15 protein-coding genes and 1 pseudogene are annotated in these 15,829 nt (G+C 70.6%); 8 read left to right on the forward strand and 8 right to left on the reverse strand.

Annotation, left to right across the window (positions count from 1 at the left end; all coding sequences use genetic code 11):
- Positions 1-21: 21 nt before the first annotated feature.
- From OG390_RS04640 to OG390_RS04650, 3 genes are all read left to right on the forward strand, one after another.
- Positions 22-696 (forward strand): response regulator transcription factor, encoded by a 675-nt coding sequence (locus tag OG390_RS04640; protein ID WP_406165154.1) that lies wholly within the window; start codon positions 22-24, stop codon positions 694-696.
- A gap of 8 nt (positions 697-704) precedes the next feature.
- Complete coding sequence (locus tag OG390_RS04645) at positions 705-2,384, forward strand: ATP-binding protein (RefSeq protein ID WP_406165156.1); 1,680 nt, start codon at positions 705-707, stop codon at positions 2,382-2,384.
- 92 nt (positions 2,385-2,476) lie between these two features.
- Positions 2,477-3,391, forward strand: coding sequence for an SGNH/GDSL hydrolase family protein (locus OG390_RS04650; protein ID WP_406165158.1), 915 nt, complete (start codon positions 2,477-2,479; stop codon positions 3,389-3,391).
- A 378-nt stretch (positions 3,392-3,769) separates the two neighbouring features.
- Here the strand turns inward: OG390_RS04650 and OG390_RS04655 are convergent, their stop codons facing one another.
- Positions 3,770-4,252 carry a VOC family protein gene (locus tag OG390_RS04655; protein WP_406165160.1) on the reverse strand — a complete coding sequence of 161 codons (483 nt, stop codon included), beginning with the start codon at positions 4,250-4,252 and terminating at the stop codon, positions 3,770-3,772.
- A 219-nt stretch (positions 4,253-4,471) separates the two neighbouring features.
- Between OG390_RS04655 and OG390_RS04660 the strand changes: the two are divergent.
- Positions 4,472-5,101, forward strand: a pseudogene (locus OG390_RS04660) (epoxide hydrolase family protein); the annotation flags it as partial.
- Between the two features lie 198 nt (positions 5,102-5,299).
- Entirely contained in the window at positions 5,300-5,731 is a 432-nt protein-coding gene (locus OG390_RS04665) for a (2Fe-2S) ferredoxin domain-containing protein (RefSeq protein ID WP_406165162.1), read from the forward strand.
- 139 nt (positions 5,732-5,870) lie between these two features.
- Here OG390_RS04665 and OG390_RS04670 read toward each other — a convergent pair whose 3' ends face one another.
- The gene (locus tag OG390_RS04670; RefSeq protein WP_406165164.1) at positions 5,871-6,119 is read right to left on the reverse strand and encodes a putative quinol monooxygenase; all 249 of its coding nucleotides are present in this window, start codon (positions 6,117-6,119) and stop codon (positions 5,871-5,873) included.
- Between the two features lie 162 nt (positions 6,120-6,281).
- On the opposite strand from OG390_RS04670, the gene OG390_RS04675 reads away from it, so the two are divergent.
- Positions 6,282-6,935, forward strand: coding sequence for an ATP-dependent Clp protease proteolytic subunit (locus OG390_RS04675; RefSeq protein WP_406165166.1), 654 nt, complete (start codon positions 6,282-6,284; stop codon positions 6,933-6,935).
- A 1-nt stretch (position 6,936) separates the two neighbouring features.
- Positions 6,937-7,539, forward strand: coding sequence for a ClpP family protease (locus OG390_RS04680; protein WP_406165168.1), 603 nt, complete (start codon positions 6,937-6,939; stop codon positions 7,537-7,539).
- Between the two features lie 42 nt (positions 7,540-7,581).
- Here OG390_RS04680 and OG390_RS04685 read toward each other — a convergent pair whose 3' ends face one another.
- Positions 7,582-8,055, reverse strand: a complete 474-nt coding sequence (locus OG390_RS04685; protein WP_406165170.1) for a helix-turn-helix domain-containing protein — start codon at positions 8,053-8,055, stop codon at positions 7,582-7,584.
- 138 nt (positions 8,056-8,193) lie between these two features.
- The gene (locus OG390_RS04690; protein ID WP_406165172.1) at positions 8,194-9,597 is read right to left on the reverse strand and encodes a DUF6777 domain-containing protein; all 1,404 of its coding nucleotides are present in this window, start codon (positions 9,595-9,597) and stop codon (positions 8,194-8,196) included.
- A gap of 162 nt (positions 9,598-9,759) precedes the next feature.
- On the opposite strand from OG390_RS04690, the gene OG390_RS04695 reads away from it, so the two are divergent.
- On the forward strand, positions 9,760-11,067 hold the full coding sequence (locus tag OG390_RS04695; RefSeq protein WP_406165174.1) for a streptophobe family protein: 1,308 nt from the start codon (positions 9,760-9,762) through the stop codon (positions 11,065-11,067).
- Positions 11,068-11,121: 54 nt separating this feature from the next.
- Here the strand turns inward: OG390_RS04695 and OG390_RS04700 are convergent, their stop codons facing one another.
- The 4 genes from OG390_RS04700 to OG390_RS04715 form a co-directional block, all read right to left on the reverse strand.
- Positions 11,122-12,111, reverse strand: a complete 990-nt coding sequence (locus OG390_RS04700) for a serine/threonine-protein kinase (RefSeq protein ID WP_406177500.1) — start codon at positions 12,109-12,111, stop codon at positions 11,122-11,124.
- A gap of 70 nt (positions 12,112-12,181) precedes the next feature.
- On the reverse strand, positions 12,182-12,802 hold the full coding sequence (locus OG390_RS04705) for a hypothetical protein (RefSeq protein WP_406165176.1): 621 nt from the start codon (positions 12,800-12,802) through the stop codon (positions 12,182-12,184).
- Between the two features lie 6 nt (positions 12,803-12,808).
- Positions 12,809-15,151 carry an FHA domain-containing protein gene (locus OG390_RS04710; RefSeq protein WP_406165178.1) on the reverse strand — a complete coding sequence of 781 codons (2,343 nt, stop codon included), beginning with the start codon at positions 15,149-15,151 and terminating at the stop codon, positions 12,809-12,811.
- A 110-nt stretch (positions 15,152-15,261) separates the two neighbouring features.
- Positions 15,262-15,672 (reverse strand): hypothetical protein, encoded by a 411-nt coding sequence (locus tag OG390_RS04715; RefSeq protein WP_406165180.1) that lies wholly within the window; start codon positions 15,670-15,672, stop codon positions 15,262-15,264.
- Between the last annotated feature and the right edge of the window lie 157 nt (positions 15,673-15,829).

The raw sequence follows: 15,829 nt of genomic DNA on the forward strand, positions 1-15,829 counted from the left end.
AGCTGGGCCGGGTGGTGCGGGATGCGTCCTCACCTCGCGTTGATAGAAGACGATCCCGATTTCGCACTGATGTGCCGTACCTATCTGGAGCGTGCGGGGTTCACCGTCACGTGGGCGATCGACGCCCGGGCGGGCAAGGCCGCCATGCACGACGGCGGCATCGCCCTCGTCGTTCTCGATCTGGGGCTGCCGGACGGCAGTGGCCTGGAACTGCTGCGCGCCCTGCGCTCCACCAGCCGCCTCCCGGTGATCGTCGTCTCCGGGCGCGGCGGTGAGGCGGACCGGGTGGCGGGCCTGGAGATCGGCGCGGACGACTACCTGGTCAAGCCCTTCTCGCAGCGCGAACTCGTGGCCAGGATCCGTGCGGTGCTGCGCCGTTCCCAGCCGCCCGACGTGCCGGTCGTCGTGGAGGTCGGGGCGCTGCGCGTCGACACGGCGGCGCACCAGGCCGCCGTCGCGGGCATCCCGCTGGCGCTGCGGCCCAAGGAGTACGCCCTGTTGGAGCTGCTGGCCCGCTCCCCCGGCCGGGTCTTCTCCGCCGAGCAACTGCTCGAGCAGCTCTGGGGAGCGTCCTGGCAGCAGCCCGCGACCGTCGTCGAACACGTCTACCGGCTGCGCGGCAAGCTCTCCGGACTCCCCACGCCCGCACCGCGGATCACCACGGTGCGCGGCTTCGGCTACCGACTCGATCCCTGAGGGCCGTCATGTCCGCGAGCACCCCGCATCCCGCCCCGGACTTCCAGGGCCTGTTCGACGCGACCCTCTCCCCGCTGCTCGTCCTCGCGCCCGACTTCACGATCGTGGAGGTCAACCGGGCGTACCTGACGGCCACTCGTACCGACCGGAGCATCGTCGGACGCCCCATCTTCGACGTGTTCCCCGACAACCCGGACGACCCGTCGGCGGACGGGGTGGCAAACCTGCGCCGCTCGTTGCAGAGCGTGGTGGACACCGGCCGTACCGACACGATGGCGTTGCAGCGCTACGACATACCGACGGGCGGGGCGGGAGCGTTCGTCGAGCGGTACTGGAGCCCGGTCAACACACCGGTGAGGGACGGCGAGGGACGGGTGACGCACATCATCCACCGGGTCGAGGACGTCACCGACTTCGTCCATCTGCGCCGGGTCGGGCGCGAACAGGAGCGTGCCGTCGCCGAGGCGCAAATGCGCGCCGAGGGCATGGAGATCGATCTCTTCGTCCGTGCCCGGGAGATCCGCGAGGTCAATGAGCAGCTCAGCCGCGCCAATGCCGAACTCGACGCCGCGGGACGGACGCTGCAGGAGGAACAGCAGGCGAAGGACCGGTTCATCGCCACTCTCTCGCACGAGTTGCGCAATCCGCTCGCCGCCGCCACCGCGGCCACCGAACTGCTCGCGTTCGATCTGCCGGAGGGTCATCCGGCGCTGTCGGTCCTGGAACGGCAGCTGGGCACGCTGGTGCGGATGAGCAACGATCTGCTCGACGGGACACGGGCGGTGACCGGACGCCTGGAGCTGGTGCGCGAGCGGACGGACCTGTGCTCGGTCGTGCACGGCGCCTGCGCCGACATCCGTAGCCTGTTCGGGCACGAGGGCCGCACGCTCGACGTCGATCTGCCCGCCGGTCCGGTGCTCGTGCACGGGGACCGGCTGCGGCTGGCCCAGGTGCTGACCAACCTGCTGTCCAACGCGCTCAAGTACACGCCACCGGGCGGCCGTACGCGGGTGTGGCTGTCGACGGAGGACAGGCAGGCGCGTCTGTGCGTCGCGGACGACGGGATCGGTTTCGACCCGGGGCAGGCCGAGGAGCTGTTCGGGGTCTTCATGCGGGCGGCTCCGGCGGGCCCCAGCACCCCCGAGGGGCTCGGCCTGGGACTCGCGGTGGCCCGGACGATCGTCGAACTCCACGGCGGCCGGATCAGCGCGCACAGCGACGGACCGGGGACCGGCGCCTCGTTCACCGCGCTGCTGCCGCTCGCCCTCGCCGACACTGCGCAGCCGCGCCGCGCGGGGCACGCCCACCCCGCGCCACGGCAGCTGGCCATTCTGATCGTCGAGGACAACACCGACCTGGCCACGACCTACCGCACCTTGCTGGAACGCCAGGGTCACCACGTCACGGCCGTACACACCGGCGCGGACGCCCTCACGGCCACCGCGTCCCACCTCTTCGACGTCGTCCTGTGCGACCTGGGGCTGCCGGACATCGACGGTTACACGGTCGCCCGCGAGGTGCGCTCCCGCCCGCACGGCGACAAGCTGCGCCTCATCGCGGTCTCCGGGTTCAGTCAGGGCGCCGACCACGGGCAGTCCCGGGCGGCGGGATTCGACGCCCACCTGGCCAAGCCACTCCCCCTCGCGGACCTGCTGGAACTCTTGGCGGGCGGCTCCGGGCAGGAGTGAGCGTCGCCCCATGGCCGACGGATGTCTTCCCCCTTGTGCCGGCCTGTGCTTGCCTGGGGAACCCTTTCGGTGGGCGGGGCGGGAGTTGCGTCATGCGAAGGCCGTGGATCGTGGGGGTACTGCTGGCCGGGCTGCTGCTCGGTGGCTGCGGGGATCCTGCGTCGGGACCCGAGGCGGCTCCGCCCACCCCGGCGGAGCCCGGTGCCGCCAAGTCACCGTCCTCGACCACGCGTCAGCGGCCGGCCGCCTCCCCCACCGCTGGGGCGCAGGCCCCCACCGTGCTGTATCTCGGGGACTCGCTCGCCATGGAGAACCAGAAGGTGCTCAGGCAGTCCCTGCGGGACGAGTTGCACGCGCGCTACACGAGCGCCCCGTACTCCGGGACAACCCTGTGCGACTACCTGGAAGGCACCGGCGAGAGGTCGCTGGTGCCGGCCGCGGACAAGGCGGCCGCGCTGGTGCGCTCGCTGCGGCCCGACTACGTGGTGCTCCAGTTCTGGGGCAACTCCTGGGGCTACACGCCGTGCATGGACGCAATCACCTACTCCGCGAACCGGGACACGTACTTCTCGCGCTATGCGGCGGACGCGGAGCGCCTGACCGATCAGATCGCGCGGGCGGGAGGCGCGCGGCCTCCGAAGGTCGTGTGGGTGCTGCAGGGTCCGGACCCGATCACTCCCGACCGGGTCCGGCGGGTGAACGCGCTGTACCAGAAGCGTGCCGACACCTCCGGCGACCTCGTCGCCGACGCCGGCCGGACCGTGAGTCCCGCGTCGGCCCGCTACACCTGGGCGCAGTACCTGCCGTGCACTTCGTACGAGCACGACCATTCCGCGTACTGCACCCAGCCGGGCCGTGACCGCACCGCCCTGCACCGCGACGACGACTATCTGCACTTCTGCCTGGCGCCCACCACGTCCACGCCCAAGCCCTGCCCGGTGCGCTCGCCCGGGATCATGCGCATCACGCGGGAGATCACCCGGACGATCGCGGCACAGGTGCACTAGTGCCCCGGCAGGCAGCGTTTGCCCGTCAAGGAGCGGCGTCCGGTGCGTGCTCTGGGGGTCCCCCCGGCCGAAGGCTGGGGGAGTGCCGGCCGGAAGTCCTCGTACTGGATGTACTTGGGCTTTCGGCCGGTGCGGCGAGAGGGGGCACCTCCCACGCCCTTGAGGCAGTGGGCGAGCGCGCCGGGCGTCGCGACGGGGCGAACCTCGGCTGACGCGGCGCTAGCTTCGCTCGGCGAGGCCGACGTCACCGTGCCGACGGAGAACCCGGCTGCGGCGGCGCGTACTCGGCGCCGCGCAGCGGCGAACTGACCGGATCCGCACGAGGGCGGGCCGCACGCCATCTACGGATCGTGGCGTGCGGCCCGCCCGGGCGACCCGCTACTCGCCCGCGTGCACCCTCTCCAGCTCCGTGATGTCCAGCTTGGACATCTGGAACATCGCCCGGGTCGTACGGGCCGCCTTCTCCGGGTCCGGGTCGCCGATCAGGTCGATGAGCCTGCTCGGGACGACCTGCCAGGACAGGCCGTACTTGTCCTTGATCCAGCCGCAGGGGCCTGCCTCGCCGCCGTCCTCGCTGAACTTGTTCCAGTAGTGGTCCACCTCTTCCTGGTCGTCGCAGTGGATCTGGAACGAGATGGCCTCGTCGAACGTGAACTGGGGGCCTCCGTTCAGGGCGACGAACTTCTGTCCGTTGGCCACGAATTCGGCGGCCAGGACGGAACCGGCGGGTCCCGGCCCGGATTCCGTGTAGCGGCCGATCCTGCCGAGCTTGGAGTTCTTGAAGATCGAGACGTAGTAGTGCGCGGCCTCCTCGGCCTGGCCGTCGAACCACAGACACGTGGTGAATCCGTCGGCGGGCATGCGTACCTCCTCGAGCGGGAAACGTCGTCACCTCTGTCGACTGATCCTCGTCCGAAAACTCATCGGTGGCGCGCGCACCGTCGTGGTCCCACCCCTGGGGTGTGCCGCCTCCCCGCCTGCTACCGCCCGGTAACGTGCTGCCCACGGCTTGGGACGCGCCCGCCGGGCGCCGGAAATTCACTGCGGGCGCGGTACCGCGCGGAGTCAGCATCCGCGTATATGACCTCCACGGACACCACTCACGGCATCCATCCCTTCCGTATCGACCTTCCCCACAGCGACCTGGACGAACTCCATCAGCGCCTCGACCGCACCCGCTGGCCCGACGAACTTCCGGGAGTGGGCTGGGCGTACGGGATTCCACGCGATTACCCGCGGGAGCTCGTACGGTATTGGCGGCACGAGTACGACTGGCGTGCCGCGGAGGCGCGGCTCAACGAACGGCCGCAGTTCACGACCGAGATCGACGTCGTGCGCATTCATTTCGCGCACAACCGGTTGCCGGAACCGGATGCGACTCCGCTGCTCATCACGCACGGCCGGCCCGGATCGATCGTCGAATTCACCGACTCCGTGGGGCCGTTGACCGATCCCCGCGCCCGCGGCGGCGATCCGTCGGACGCGTTCCATCTGGTCGTGCCGAGCATTCCCGGATTCGGACTCTCCGGGCCGACGCGGGACACCGGCTGGGAATTCACTCGGGTGGCCGCCGCGTTCGCCGCGCTGATGGACCGTCACGGATACCTGCGCTACGGCGTGCAGGGCGGGGACTGGGGCGGCGCCGTCTCGCGCGAGTTGGGCCGGGCCCGTCCCGAGCGCGTCATCGGCGTCCATCCGAATCTGCTGCCCCGGCGATGGAGGAGCCGGATCTGCTGATCGCGGATGTGTGGGCCTTCTTCCGGGGGCTTCGCACCGCCGGCTGAGGGCACCGGCCGGGGGGGTGATCTTCACTGCCCGAGAGGCGTCTCGTACGGTGATGATCCACGCCGTCCGTGAGAAATCCGTACTCCAACGAACGGCCCCCCAGGTGAAAGGACCCGCATCTCCGTGACCGGTGCCACGCCGCAGAGGTTTCGCACGACCGCGATCGGCGCCGCCGGTTCCCGGCCCTGCACCCTGGTCGTGTGCCGGGGCTGCTGCTGCGGCGATCCGCGCAAGCACCCCGGCACTGACCACGCCTGGCAGTTGGAGCGGCTGCGGGCCGGTGCCGACGCGTCCGGTGGCCGCTTCGTCGTACGGACGACCGACTGTCTCGGCCCGTGCGACCAGGCCAACGTCCTGGTCGTGCAGCCGTCCGGTGCCGGGCGCCGGGCCGGTGGCCGGGCCACCTGGATCGGGTTCGCCATGGACGACGACTGCACGGACGAGGTGCTGCGTTGGGCGGGGGCGGGAGGACCGGGCATCGCCGAACCTCCTGTGACCCTGGAGCTGCAGTTCATCGACCCGCCGCGCGAGGCCCGGTCACCTACCCGCCGATGACGGCCCGGGGGCCATGGCCCGGGCGCGCGCTTCAACTGTCAGTACCGCCGTGATCGGGGAAGTCCGGGAACATGGTCACCTGAGGACGTGCCTTGGCCCATGCGCGGATTTCGGGTCCGACGGTGCCGTAGATCTCCGCTTACGTCAGGTCCGCGAACTGCCCTGTCCGCTCCAGGAGTTCCGCCGCGCGTTCCTGGTGGACGGCGACGGCCTCGTCGTCGGTGTACTCCTCGATGACCAGATAGCTGCCGGCACCGGCGGCGAACCAGCGGTAAGTGAGAGTCCCCGGCTCGTCCTTCGCCTGCTCCTGCAGGGCTAGCGTCAACTCCTCGAATTCCGCTGTCTGTTGGTCGTGGGCGTCGAATCGTGCGCGTACGAAGATGCTCATACCTCATTCGAGCAGATCGGTGGGGTGACCGGGGCGAGCCATGCCCGTGCGCCCTCTGCCCTCGGCGAATCTGCCGCGGGCAGAGAAAACTGATCCACGGGCACGATCGGGCCGAGAGTGGAGAGCGCGGCGACGGCAGCCGCGTCACGACAAGGAGGAACGATGACTCCACTCATCACCGGCTGGGACCCGGCCCGCGCACCGCGGGCCGAGGAGGGCGACACCCCTGCCTCACGCTTCGACGACCATCTCGCCGCGCAGCTGCTCGCGCAGCGGATCGTCTTCCTGGGCACGCAGGTCGACGAGGTGTCCGCCAACCGAGTGTGCGCACAACTGCTCCTGCTGTCGGCGGAGGACGCGCGGACCGACATCAGCCTGTACATCAACAGTCCGGGCGGATCGGTGACGGCGGGCCTCGCGATCTACGACACGATGCGGCTGATCCCCAACGACGTCTCGACGCTTGCCATGGGATTCGCGGCGAGCATGGGCCAGTTCCTGCTCAGTGTGGGCACGCACGGGAAGCGTTTCGCGCTGCCGAACGCGCGGATCATGATGCATCAGCCGTCCGCCGGCATCGGCGGCACCACCGCGGACATCGAAATCCAGGCGCAGAACCTGGAGTTCACGAAGAAGGCAATCGAGCGGATCACCGCCGAGCACACCGGTCAGAGCGAGGACACGATCTCCCAGGACGGCGACCGGGACCGTTGGTTCACGGCCGAACAGGCCAAGGAGTACGGCATGGTGGACCGGGTCGTGGAGTCGCTCGATGACGTCCGCCCGGCCGCGTCACGGCGACGGATGGGGCTCTGAGATGGGTACATACACGATTCCGAACGTCGTCGAGCGGACCCCGCAGGGCGAGCGATCGTACGACGTCTTCAGCCGGTTGCTGTCCGAGCGGATCATCTTTCTCGGCACGGAGATCGACGACGGGGTGGCGAACGTCGTCATCGCGCAACTCCTCCATCTGGAGTCGTCCGGCCCGGAGAGCGAGATCGCGATCTACATCAACTCGCCGGGGGGTTCCTTCACTTCGCTCATGGCGATCTACGACACCATGACGTTCGTCCAGGCGCCGATCTCGACGTTCTGCGTCGGGCAGGCCGCCTCGACCGCGGCGGTGCTGCTGGCCGGGGGCGATCCCGGGCGACGGTTCGTGCTGGAGCACGCGCGCGTGCTGCTCGGTCAGCCGGCGAGCGGCGGACGTCAGGGCACGGTCTCGGACCTGACCCTGCAGGCCAAGGAGATGCTCCGCATCCGCTCCCAGGTCGAGGAGGTCCTGTCCCGGCACACGCTCCACGACATCGCCACACTCCGCGCGGACATGGACCGCGACAAGGTCTTCACCGCCCAGGAGGCCGTGGCGTACGGGCTCGCCGACGCCGTACTGAGCCGACGGCTCGCAGTGGTCTGACCCGCGGGGCCGCGCGACGTGGGTCGGACCACCGCGGGCCGGTCAGGCGGCCAGGCACATGCCGTCGTACCGGGAGGTCGTTGTCGTCGAGGTCGTCGACGTGGTGCGCCCTCGGCCCGCTCCGGCCCGGGCGAGCCGGGTGAGCTCGTCCTGGGCCAGCGACAGCAGGTCGGTGAGGCCGAGGCCGAGGGCGCGAGCGGCGGCCGCGAGGACTTCGGAGGAAGCCTCCTTGCGGCCGCGCTCCAGCTCGGAGAGGTACGGCATGGAGATCCGGGCCGCGTCGGCCACGTCCTTGAGCGTGCGCTCCTGGGCGAGGCGCTCCCGTCGCAGAACGTCGCCCACGAGGTCGCGCCACAGGGGCTCCCTGCTCGCGGGCGTCGGTTGCGTCTGCCCGGGCGCGAGGACCGGCCGGGGCCGCTGAGGCCCTCGTGCCGGGGCGTCGGCAGGGGCCGGACGCGGCGTGGCCGCCGGGCGCAGAGGGATGACGCGGGCTTCGTTCGGCGCTTGGTTGCTCACCCCTTCAGCCTAGAAGCGTTGAGCTGCGCGGGACGGGATCGACGTTCCGCTCTCGGTGGAATCGGGGTGGGGTGACGCGGCAGCCGGCCGATCCCGGGCGAGGACGCGACGCGTCGTCGGCGGTCGTCCTCACCGGGTCTATGACCCCTGAGGGCCCTGAGAATTCGCGGGCGGTTCCGGGGCGCTGTTGGGCGCGGAGGAGGGGGCGGACGACGGCTGCGGCGCGGACTGTGTCTGCGCGGGCGGGGATGCCGCCGTCCGACCCGCGGACGCGGAGCCGGACGACGGCGCCGACGTGGACGTCGTCGACGGAGCCTGCGTGGACGGGGACTCGCTGGACGGGGACTCGCTGGACGGCTTGGCCGACGAGGAGCTCGACGACGGCTTCGAGGACTCGGGCGAGGGGGACTTCGAGGACGGCTTGGCCGACGAAGAGCTCGACGACGGTGAGGTCGAGGGGCACTTGCTCGCGCCACCCGGCGAAGAGACGCACGGCGACGGCGACTTCGGCGAGGGCGAACTCGGCGTCGGGGACGAGAGGCTCACCGACGGGAAGGGCTGACGCGTCGGCGGACGCGTCTTGTGATCGTGGTGGACGTTGTCGCCCCTGCGCCGGGCGATCCACTCGTCGTTGTGGGGGTCGAAGATGACGAACACGTTGATGACCGTGACCGAGGGCGCGACGACCACGACGTTCTGCGGCCGGTACGACGGCCACGAGTCGCCGGTCGGCTTGGGCGTGGTCTTCTGCTGGACCGGCTCGGCCACGGGGTTGCCGCACGCGCACCGAACGCGGGGCACGCCTCGGGAGTCGACGAGCACGGCGGTACCCGCCTGAAAGATCGCCTGGTAGCTGGTTGAGGCGCCGTTGCGGTAGCCGTGATTGGTGACGCGGGTGTCCACGCGCAGCTGTACGGGGGTGAGCGAGCGCAGATACGCGGGGACCCCGGACGGCTGGATGCCCTGCGCCGAGGCGAACGCCCGGTTCTTCGACGGGTCCGCCTGCAAGGAGCTGATCTGCTTCTCCACGTTGCAACTGGAGACATTGCGGGTGCCGCTGTAGAGGCCGGGCGCGGAACCGTCCACGCCGCGCGTCACATTGGCGGCTTCCGATCCGGTCGACACCGAGGGCGTTTCGGGCGCCGCGGAACTGTGGGTCGCCGTCGACTCGGTGTAGGGGTCGGGGCCGGACGTCCCCGCGGCCTGGAGGAAGACCTCACCGGCGGCGTTCTTCCCGCCACCGGAGTTGGTGTTGCTGAAGACGAGGCCCAGGATCACCGCAGCCGCCACGGCGCCGGATATCAGCGCGACGCGGGGCGCCGATTTCCACCAGTGCCGCTCCGGCCCCTTGCTCGGCTCGCCCGGCCCGCCCGGGCCACCGCCGCCCCCACCGCCGCTGCCCCCGCCGCTCGGCGGTTCCGTGGGTGCCCGCCCGCCCGGCTGGGTCGGGGTCGGTTCCGACGGGCTCGGCTGCGACGGACCCGTCAAGGGGCCCGAAGGCGGTCCGGTGGGCCGGCCTGAGGGCGGCGGTTCGACGCTCACGAGCTCTTCTTCCCGGCGTAGGGATCCTGCGGCACTTAACTCACTTCATGCCGCTTTTTCCATAACGAACCCATTGTGTGCTCCGATCCGGTACTGCCCGCAAGCTGACGCGGTCGGACCTCCCGAGGGGCGGACCGCGTCGGCGGTGCTTAGCGTGGCAGCGTGAGCCCCCGAACACCGTCCGACCAGGCAGTTGCCCGCAACGGTGAGCGGACGGCCGCCCGCCACGGCTGGGGCCGGGCCGTCGTGGCCGTGCTGGCTGGGCTGATCGTCATGGGAGTGGTCGCCGCACTCGGATTGTGGGCGGCGGGCGCCACGGACCTTCCCGACAGCGCGTACCCGCGGGTCGTCGCGGCCACCGTTGTCACGGCGGTCGGCGGCACTGTCGAGTTCGCGGGTGACGCCGGAGTCATCGCCGAGACCCAGGCGGGCCTGACGGTGATTCCGCTCTCGGTCACGCTGGCCGGAGCCCTGGTGATCGCGGCCGGTTTCCTGCAGCCGCTGCGGCACCGGGCTGTCGCCGGCGCCGCGGAACTGGCCGGGTGGGCCGCGCGGTTCGCCGTCCTGTGGGTGCTGGCCCTGGTCGGACTCGCGCTGTTCGCCCACCAGAACTTCAAGGTCTCTCTGGGGAAGGGGACCATCTCCGACATCGGCGAACTGTTCGGTGCCACGCCCGAGGTGGGCTTCACGACCGACGTGCCGTCGACCCTCGGCTTCGGGGTGCTGTGGCTGGCGGGTGTGCTCGTCCTCGCCCTGCTGGTCTCGCCCGGGGCGCCGCTTCCCGCGCGGCTGCTGCGGTTCCAGGAGTCGGTACGACCGGCCGCCTTCGTCATGGTCGCGCTGCTGCTCACGTACGTCGCGCTGGGCGTGGTCATCGGGCTGGTGATGGCGGCGACCCGCGGGCACGCCTCCGCGACGCTCGCCCTGATCCTCCTCGGGCTCCCGAACCTCGTCTGGCTCAGCCTGACGATCGGGTTGGGCGCCACCTGGAACGGTCGGGTCGACGGGCCGTTCGGGCTGCCGATACCGCATCTGCTCGACCAGGTGCTGCGCACCCCGGACGTCTCCACGCTCAACCTCCACACCCTCGCCGAGCACGACGCCGGAGTGTGGTGGCTGGTGGTTGTCGACGCGGTACTGCTCCTCGCCGCCGCGTTCCTGATGGCGGCCCGCTCACCGGCTCGGATGCGGGCCTGGCAGCACGCCGTGCACATGGCGGTCGCGCTTGTGCTCACGGTGCTGATGATCTGTCTCGTCGCCCGGATCTCGGCCCACTACGGCCTGTCGATCGTCGGCATCGGCGATATCGGCGGCGGCCTGCAGGGCGAACTCTTCCTGAAGCCTCAGGTGTGGACCGCGCTCGGGTTCGCCGCGTTGTGGGGGCTGGTCACCGGGTTCCTCGGCGGCCTGCTGGCCAAGCGCGTCCACCGGAAGGGCGAGGTGAGGACAGCTGCCCCCGACAGGAGTTGACGCCACGTCCGGCCGAGTGGGTGCCGGCACGCACCCGCACTTCCCCGGGGTCGCTCAGTGCGGGAAGACCGGCCGGGCCCAGCTCGGCGGTTCCGGTGGCGGACCGAAATGCCCGGCTGCGGCCTCCGCCCGAGCCGGTTTCCTGCCCGCGCCCGAGGCGCCTCGCGCCGCCACGCGCAGCGCGGCCATGAAGGCGAGGCACGAGTCGTACCGGTCCTCGGGACTCTTCGCGAGCGCCTTCGCCAGTACGGCGTCGACGTCGGCGGCGATGTCGGGGCGCCGCACGGACAGGGCCGGCGGCTGGTCGTACTGATGGGCCCACAGCAGCGCCATGTCGTCCTCGCGCTGGAAGGGCGGACTGCCGGCCATCATCTCGTAGACAACGCAGGCGAGGCTGTAGACGTCGCACCGGCCGTCCACCGGCTTCCCCGAGATCTGCTCCGGTGCGACGTAGTCGAGCGTGCCGACGAACTCGCCGACGTTCGTGAACCCGGTCAGCGACAGCGACTTCTTCGTCAGGCCGAAGTCCGTGAGGTAGACGTGCTCGGGGTGGTCGCTGTCGGTGCCCTGCGCCACCAGGATGTTGCCGGGTTTCACGTCCCGGTGCACCAGGCCGTGATCATGGGCCGCGTCCAGCGCCGAGGCGACCTGCACGCCGATCCGGGCGGCCACCGCGACCGGCAGCGGCCCCGCGCTGTCGAGCAGTTGGCGCAGGTCGCGCCCGACGACGAACCGCATGGCGATGTACAGGACACCGTCCGCCTCGCCCGCCTCGAAGACGGGCACGATGTTCGGGTGTTCGATCGCGGCGGCCACCCGCGACTCATGGGTGAAGCGGCCGCGGAAGGTGTCGTTGCGAGCGAGCCCCGGCGCGAGCAGCTTGAGAGCGACGGTGCGGTCCAGACGCAGGTCCGTGGCACGGTAGACCACGGCCATCCCGCCCCGGCCGATCTCCTCCTGGATCCGGTAGCCCGCGATGGTCCGTCCGATCAGATCGGACGGATTCCCCGAGAACAGACTGGTGTCGTGCCGGGAGCCCTCCATCATTGGTCACCCCCATCGTGTCGCGCACTGCCCATCAGCCGTCCGCCCCGGTCGACCCGAGTGCCGTCCATCAGCCGTCACCCTGGTCGTCCCCGTCGTACGTCACGAGGCGGGTGGGTTCGTGGGCATCGGAAGGCGGTTCCTGTACGCCCCTGGCCTGCCCCTGCGCCTCGGGCGCCTCCCCGGTCCGCTTCGGTCTCGCCGGTGCCGGGTCCCCCTCGGTCGCGAAGGTGCTCAGCCGGGTCCCGTCGCAGTACACCCACCGCTCGTGCTCGCCGTCGTACAGCCAGAGGGACTCACCGTCGACGACCACCCCGATCCGCTGTCCCTGGGTCCGGTCGCGGAAGGACTCCCCGTCGAGCTGCCCGGCCGCGAGTTCCTCGGCGGCGCCGCGGTAGCTCGTGAGCGCCTCCTCGACGCGGGCGAGCAGCGGGCGGGGGTCCGCGGTGCGGGTGAGCGGGCTGCTCGCGGCGGGCGGCGTCTGCGGTACGGCGATCAGGAGGCGGCCGTCGACCCACGCCGACCAGCCGTTGGCGCACATGATCCGGCCCCAGTCCCCGAACCGGTCGACGAGCTGGACCGGCAGCAGCGCGTCGAGCGGAACGGTGGGCCGGGACGGGTCGGGGGTCTCCCAGGCGGGCAGGCCGTCCTTGGGGACGACATGTGTGGGGCGGAAGTCGGGGGTCGTCATCGGCGCCTACTTCCGCATGACCGCGGGCTCGTACCGCCGCAGCAGTCGGATCACGGCGTATCCGAAGACCACGGACAGCACGACCATCATCGACACGTTGAGCAACCAGACACCGGCCGAGTGCCGGAACAGTGCATAGGAGGTCAGGTCCCCGGGGACGATCCGGGCCAGGTCGATGGTCCCGGCCATCGCGCCCAGGGCCCACCGCGAGGGCACCAGCCACGACAGCTGCTCGATGCCGGGCACGCCGTTCACGTTCAAGAGCGCGCCGCAGAAGACCACCTGGACGATGGCCAGCAGCACCAGCAGCGGCATGGTGACCTCCTCCTTGGGCACCAGGGCGGAGACGAGGAGGCCGAGCATCATCGCGGTGAAGGCGAGCAGGGCCACGGCCACCGAGATCTCCACGAGCGGCGGAATGAGTACCCCTTCCCCGCGGGGTGCGTTGAGGTCGACGCCGAACAGGGCAACCAGGGTGAGGACGATCGCCTGCAGCACGCTGACGGCGCCGAGGACCACGACCTTGGACATCAGGTACGCCGATCTGGACAGGCCGACCGCGCGCTCGCGCTGGTAGATCACCCGCTCCTTGACCAGTTCGCGTACGGCGTTGGCCGCACCCGTCAGGACTGCGCCGACGCAGAGGATGAGCAGCGCGTTCGTCGCCGTCCCCTGGGTCAGCTCGCTGCCGGCCAGCGCCCGGGCCATCGCTCCCATCACGAACGGGAGCGCGATCATGACGGCGAGGAAGGTCCGGTCGGCGCCGAGCGTGGCCGCGTAGCGGTGGACCAGAGTGCTGAGCTGGGATCCCCAGCTCTGGGCCTTGGGTGGCGCTGCGACCATCGCACCCCGGGCGGCCCGTGGCAGATGCGGCTGCGCGCTGGAGTTGTCGATGTACTCGTCGTGGAACGGCGACTCCTGGTATTCCGCCGCCCAGTCCCGGCCCTGGTCCCGCTCGAAGGCCTCGAACGCCTCGGGCCACTGCCGGTATCCGAAGAAGGCGAGGGCGTCGTCGGGCGGGCCGTAGTAGGCGACCGTGCCGCCGGGCGCGAGCACGAGGAGCCGGTCGCAGACGTCGAGGCTGAGCACGCTGTGGGTGACCACGATGACCGTGTGGCCGTCGTCGGCGAGGTTGCGCAGCATGTGCATCACCGAGCGGTCCATGCCGGGGTCCAGACCCGAGGTCGGCTCGTCGAGGAACAGCAGCGACGGCTTGGTCAGCAGTTCCAGAGCCACGCTGACCCGCTTGCGCTGGCCGCCGGACAGGCTGTGGATGGGCTGGGCGACACGCTGTTCCAGGCCCAGCTCGCCGATCACCTCGTCGACCCGCGCATGGCGCTCCGCCTTCGCGGTGTCCTGCGGGAAGCGCAGTTCGGCGGCGTACCCGAGGGCCCGCCGTACGGTGAGCTGTGTGTGCAGGATGTCGTCCTGCGGGACCAGGCCGATGCGCTGGCGCAGTTCGGCGTAGTCGCGGTAGAGGTCGCGGCCGTCGTACAGGACGGTGCCACCGTCGGCGGGGCGCTGCCCGGTCAGGGCATTGAGGAGCGTGGACTTTCCGGCGCCGCTCGGACCCACGACGGCGAGCAGGCATTTCTCGCCGACGGGAAAGGACACCTGGTCGAGGAGCTTCTTGCGGCCCCCGTCTACCTCGACGGTGAGGTCCTGGACATCCAGGGAGACCTCACCCGTGTCGACGTACTCCTGCAACTGGTCGCCGACGAGGCAGAACGCGGAGTGGCCGATGCCGACGATGTCGCCCGGCGTGACCGGAGCGCACTCGACGGGCCGGCCGTTGAGAAACGTGCCGTTGTGGCTGCCGAGGTCGACGATCTCGTACGTCCCGTCCGGGCGGGTGTGCAGCTCCGCGTGCCGCCGGGAGACCACCAGTTCGTCGACGACCAGGTCGTTGTCGTCGCCGCGCCCGATGCGGACGGGGCGCGCCGGCAGCGGCCGTACGGCGGAAGGCTGCCGGAAGGTGCCGGTGGCGGCCGGTATGGAGACGGCGGAGAGACGCTCCGTTGCGGGCGGCGGCCGCCCGAGGAGGACGGCTTGCGGGCCGTCGGAGGGGTCGGCGAAGCGGATGACGCTGCCCGGCCCCACGCACCACTCGTGGACGCGCCGGCCGTCGGCGTACGTGCCGTTCTTGCTCTTCTCGTCCTCGAGCGTCCAGTGATCGGCCTCGGGCCGCAGCACGGCGTGGTGCCACGAGACCCGGACGTCGTCGAGGACCACATCGCTCAAGGGATCACGTCCGACGTGATACTCGCGGCTCGGGCTCATCACCGTGGAGCCCGTCTCGGTCTCGATGACGAGTTCGGGCGCAGTCGAGGCGACCGGCCGCTCTCGCATGCCAGAATTCTAGCTATTCGTCCACATGTGCGCCTGATCACTGCGCCGGAAGGGGTAGGCCCGCCGAGCCACTGGTCCGGGGTGTGACGCCACCGGGGCGACGGTCGATGTCAGGCGGCGGAACTGCCCAGTACGGCGGCGGTCCGCTGCATGCGCAGTGCGTCCACGGATTCGGCGAGCAATTCGTATTCGGTGGTGTCGTCGCTGGTGGCGATCCGAACGAGCTTTCCCGCGGCCAATTCCTCCGCCACCAGTTCCTGCTGGACCGAATCCCCGCACCACGCGCGCAGCATGCTCGGCACGTCCGGGACGGTGTCCGCCACCGGCGCGATCGAGTGCGGCGGAAAGGCCGGGTCTTCGGGCTGCGGATCGAGCCGATCGGCCATCCACGCGGCACGGTCCCGCATCCACCACAGGGCCAGCGCAAGGGTCGGCGCGCGATATGTCCCCAGGGGTACACCGACGCGCTGACCACCGCATATTCCATACGCGGTGACATGACACAGGAATTCGTCGTGCACGATCGCTCCCCCATCGGCGTCGCTCGCCGCCGGTCCGGCCTCGCTTTCCCCGCGGCTCTTTTGCTGTGCACGATGTTGCTGTCCGGGCGTGGCTGAATTGCCCTAGGAATTCAGTATCGCCACTCCTGACACTCTGTCACCATGCCATTCCAGCCAG

This window comes from Streptomyces sp. NBC_00996, assembly GCF_045162675.1.
Taxonomy (GTDB): domain Bacteria; phylum Actinomycetota; class Actinomycetes; order Streptomycetales; family Streptomycetaceae; genus Streptomyces.

Excerpts from the sequence above, each read along its gene's own strand:
- OG390_RS04640 (WP_406165154.1), top strand. The coding sequence starts at position 22 with ATGCGTCCTCACCTCGCGTTGATAGAAGACGATCCCGATTTCGCACTG.
- OG390_RS04645 (WP_406165156.1), top strand. The coding sequence starts at position 705 with ATGTCCGCGAGCACCCCGCATCCCGCCCCGGACTTCCAGGGCCTGTTC.
- OG390_RS04650 (WP_406165158.1), top strand. The coding sequence starts at position 2,477 with ATGCGAAGGCCGTGGATCGTGGGGGTACTGCTGGCCGGGCTGCTGCTC.
- OG390_RS04655 (WP_406165160.1), bottom strand. The coding sequence starts at position 4,252 with ATGCCCGCCGACGGATTCACCACGTGTCTGTGGTTCGACGGCCAGGCC.
- OG390_RS04670 (WP_406165164.1), bottom strand. The coding sequence starts at position 6,119 with ATGAGCATCTTCGTACGCGCACGATTCGACGCCCACGACCAACAGACA.
- OG390_RS04675 (WP_406165166.1), top strand. The coding sequence starts at position 6,282 with ATGACTCCACTCATCACCGGCTGGGACCCGGCCCGCGCACCGCGGGCC.
- OG390_RS04680 (WP_406165168.1), top strand. The coding sequence starts at position 6,937 with ATGGGTACATACACGATTCCGAACGTCGTCGAGCGGACCCCGCAGGGC.
- OG390_RS04700 (WP_406177500.1), bottom strand. The coding sequence starts at position 12,111 with ATGGAGGGCTCCCGGCACGACACCAGTCTGTTCTCGGGGAATCCGTCC.
- OG390_RS04705 (WP_406165176.1), bottom strand. The coding sequence starts at position 12,802 with ATGACGACCCCCGACTTCCGCCCCACACATGTCGTCCCCAAGGACGGC.
- OG390_RS04710 (WP_406165178.1), bottom strand. The coding sequence starts at position 15,151 with ATGCGAGAGCGGCCGGTCGCCTCGACTGCGCCCGAACTCGTCATCGAG.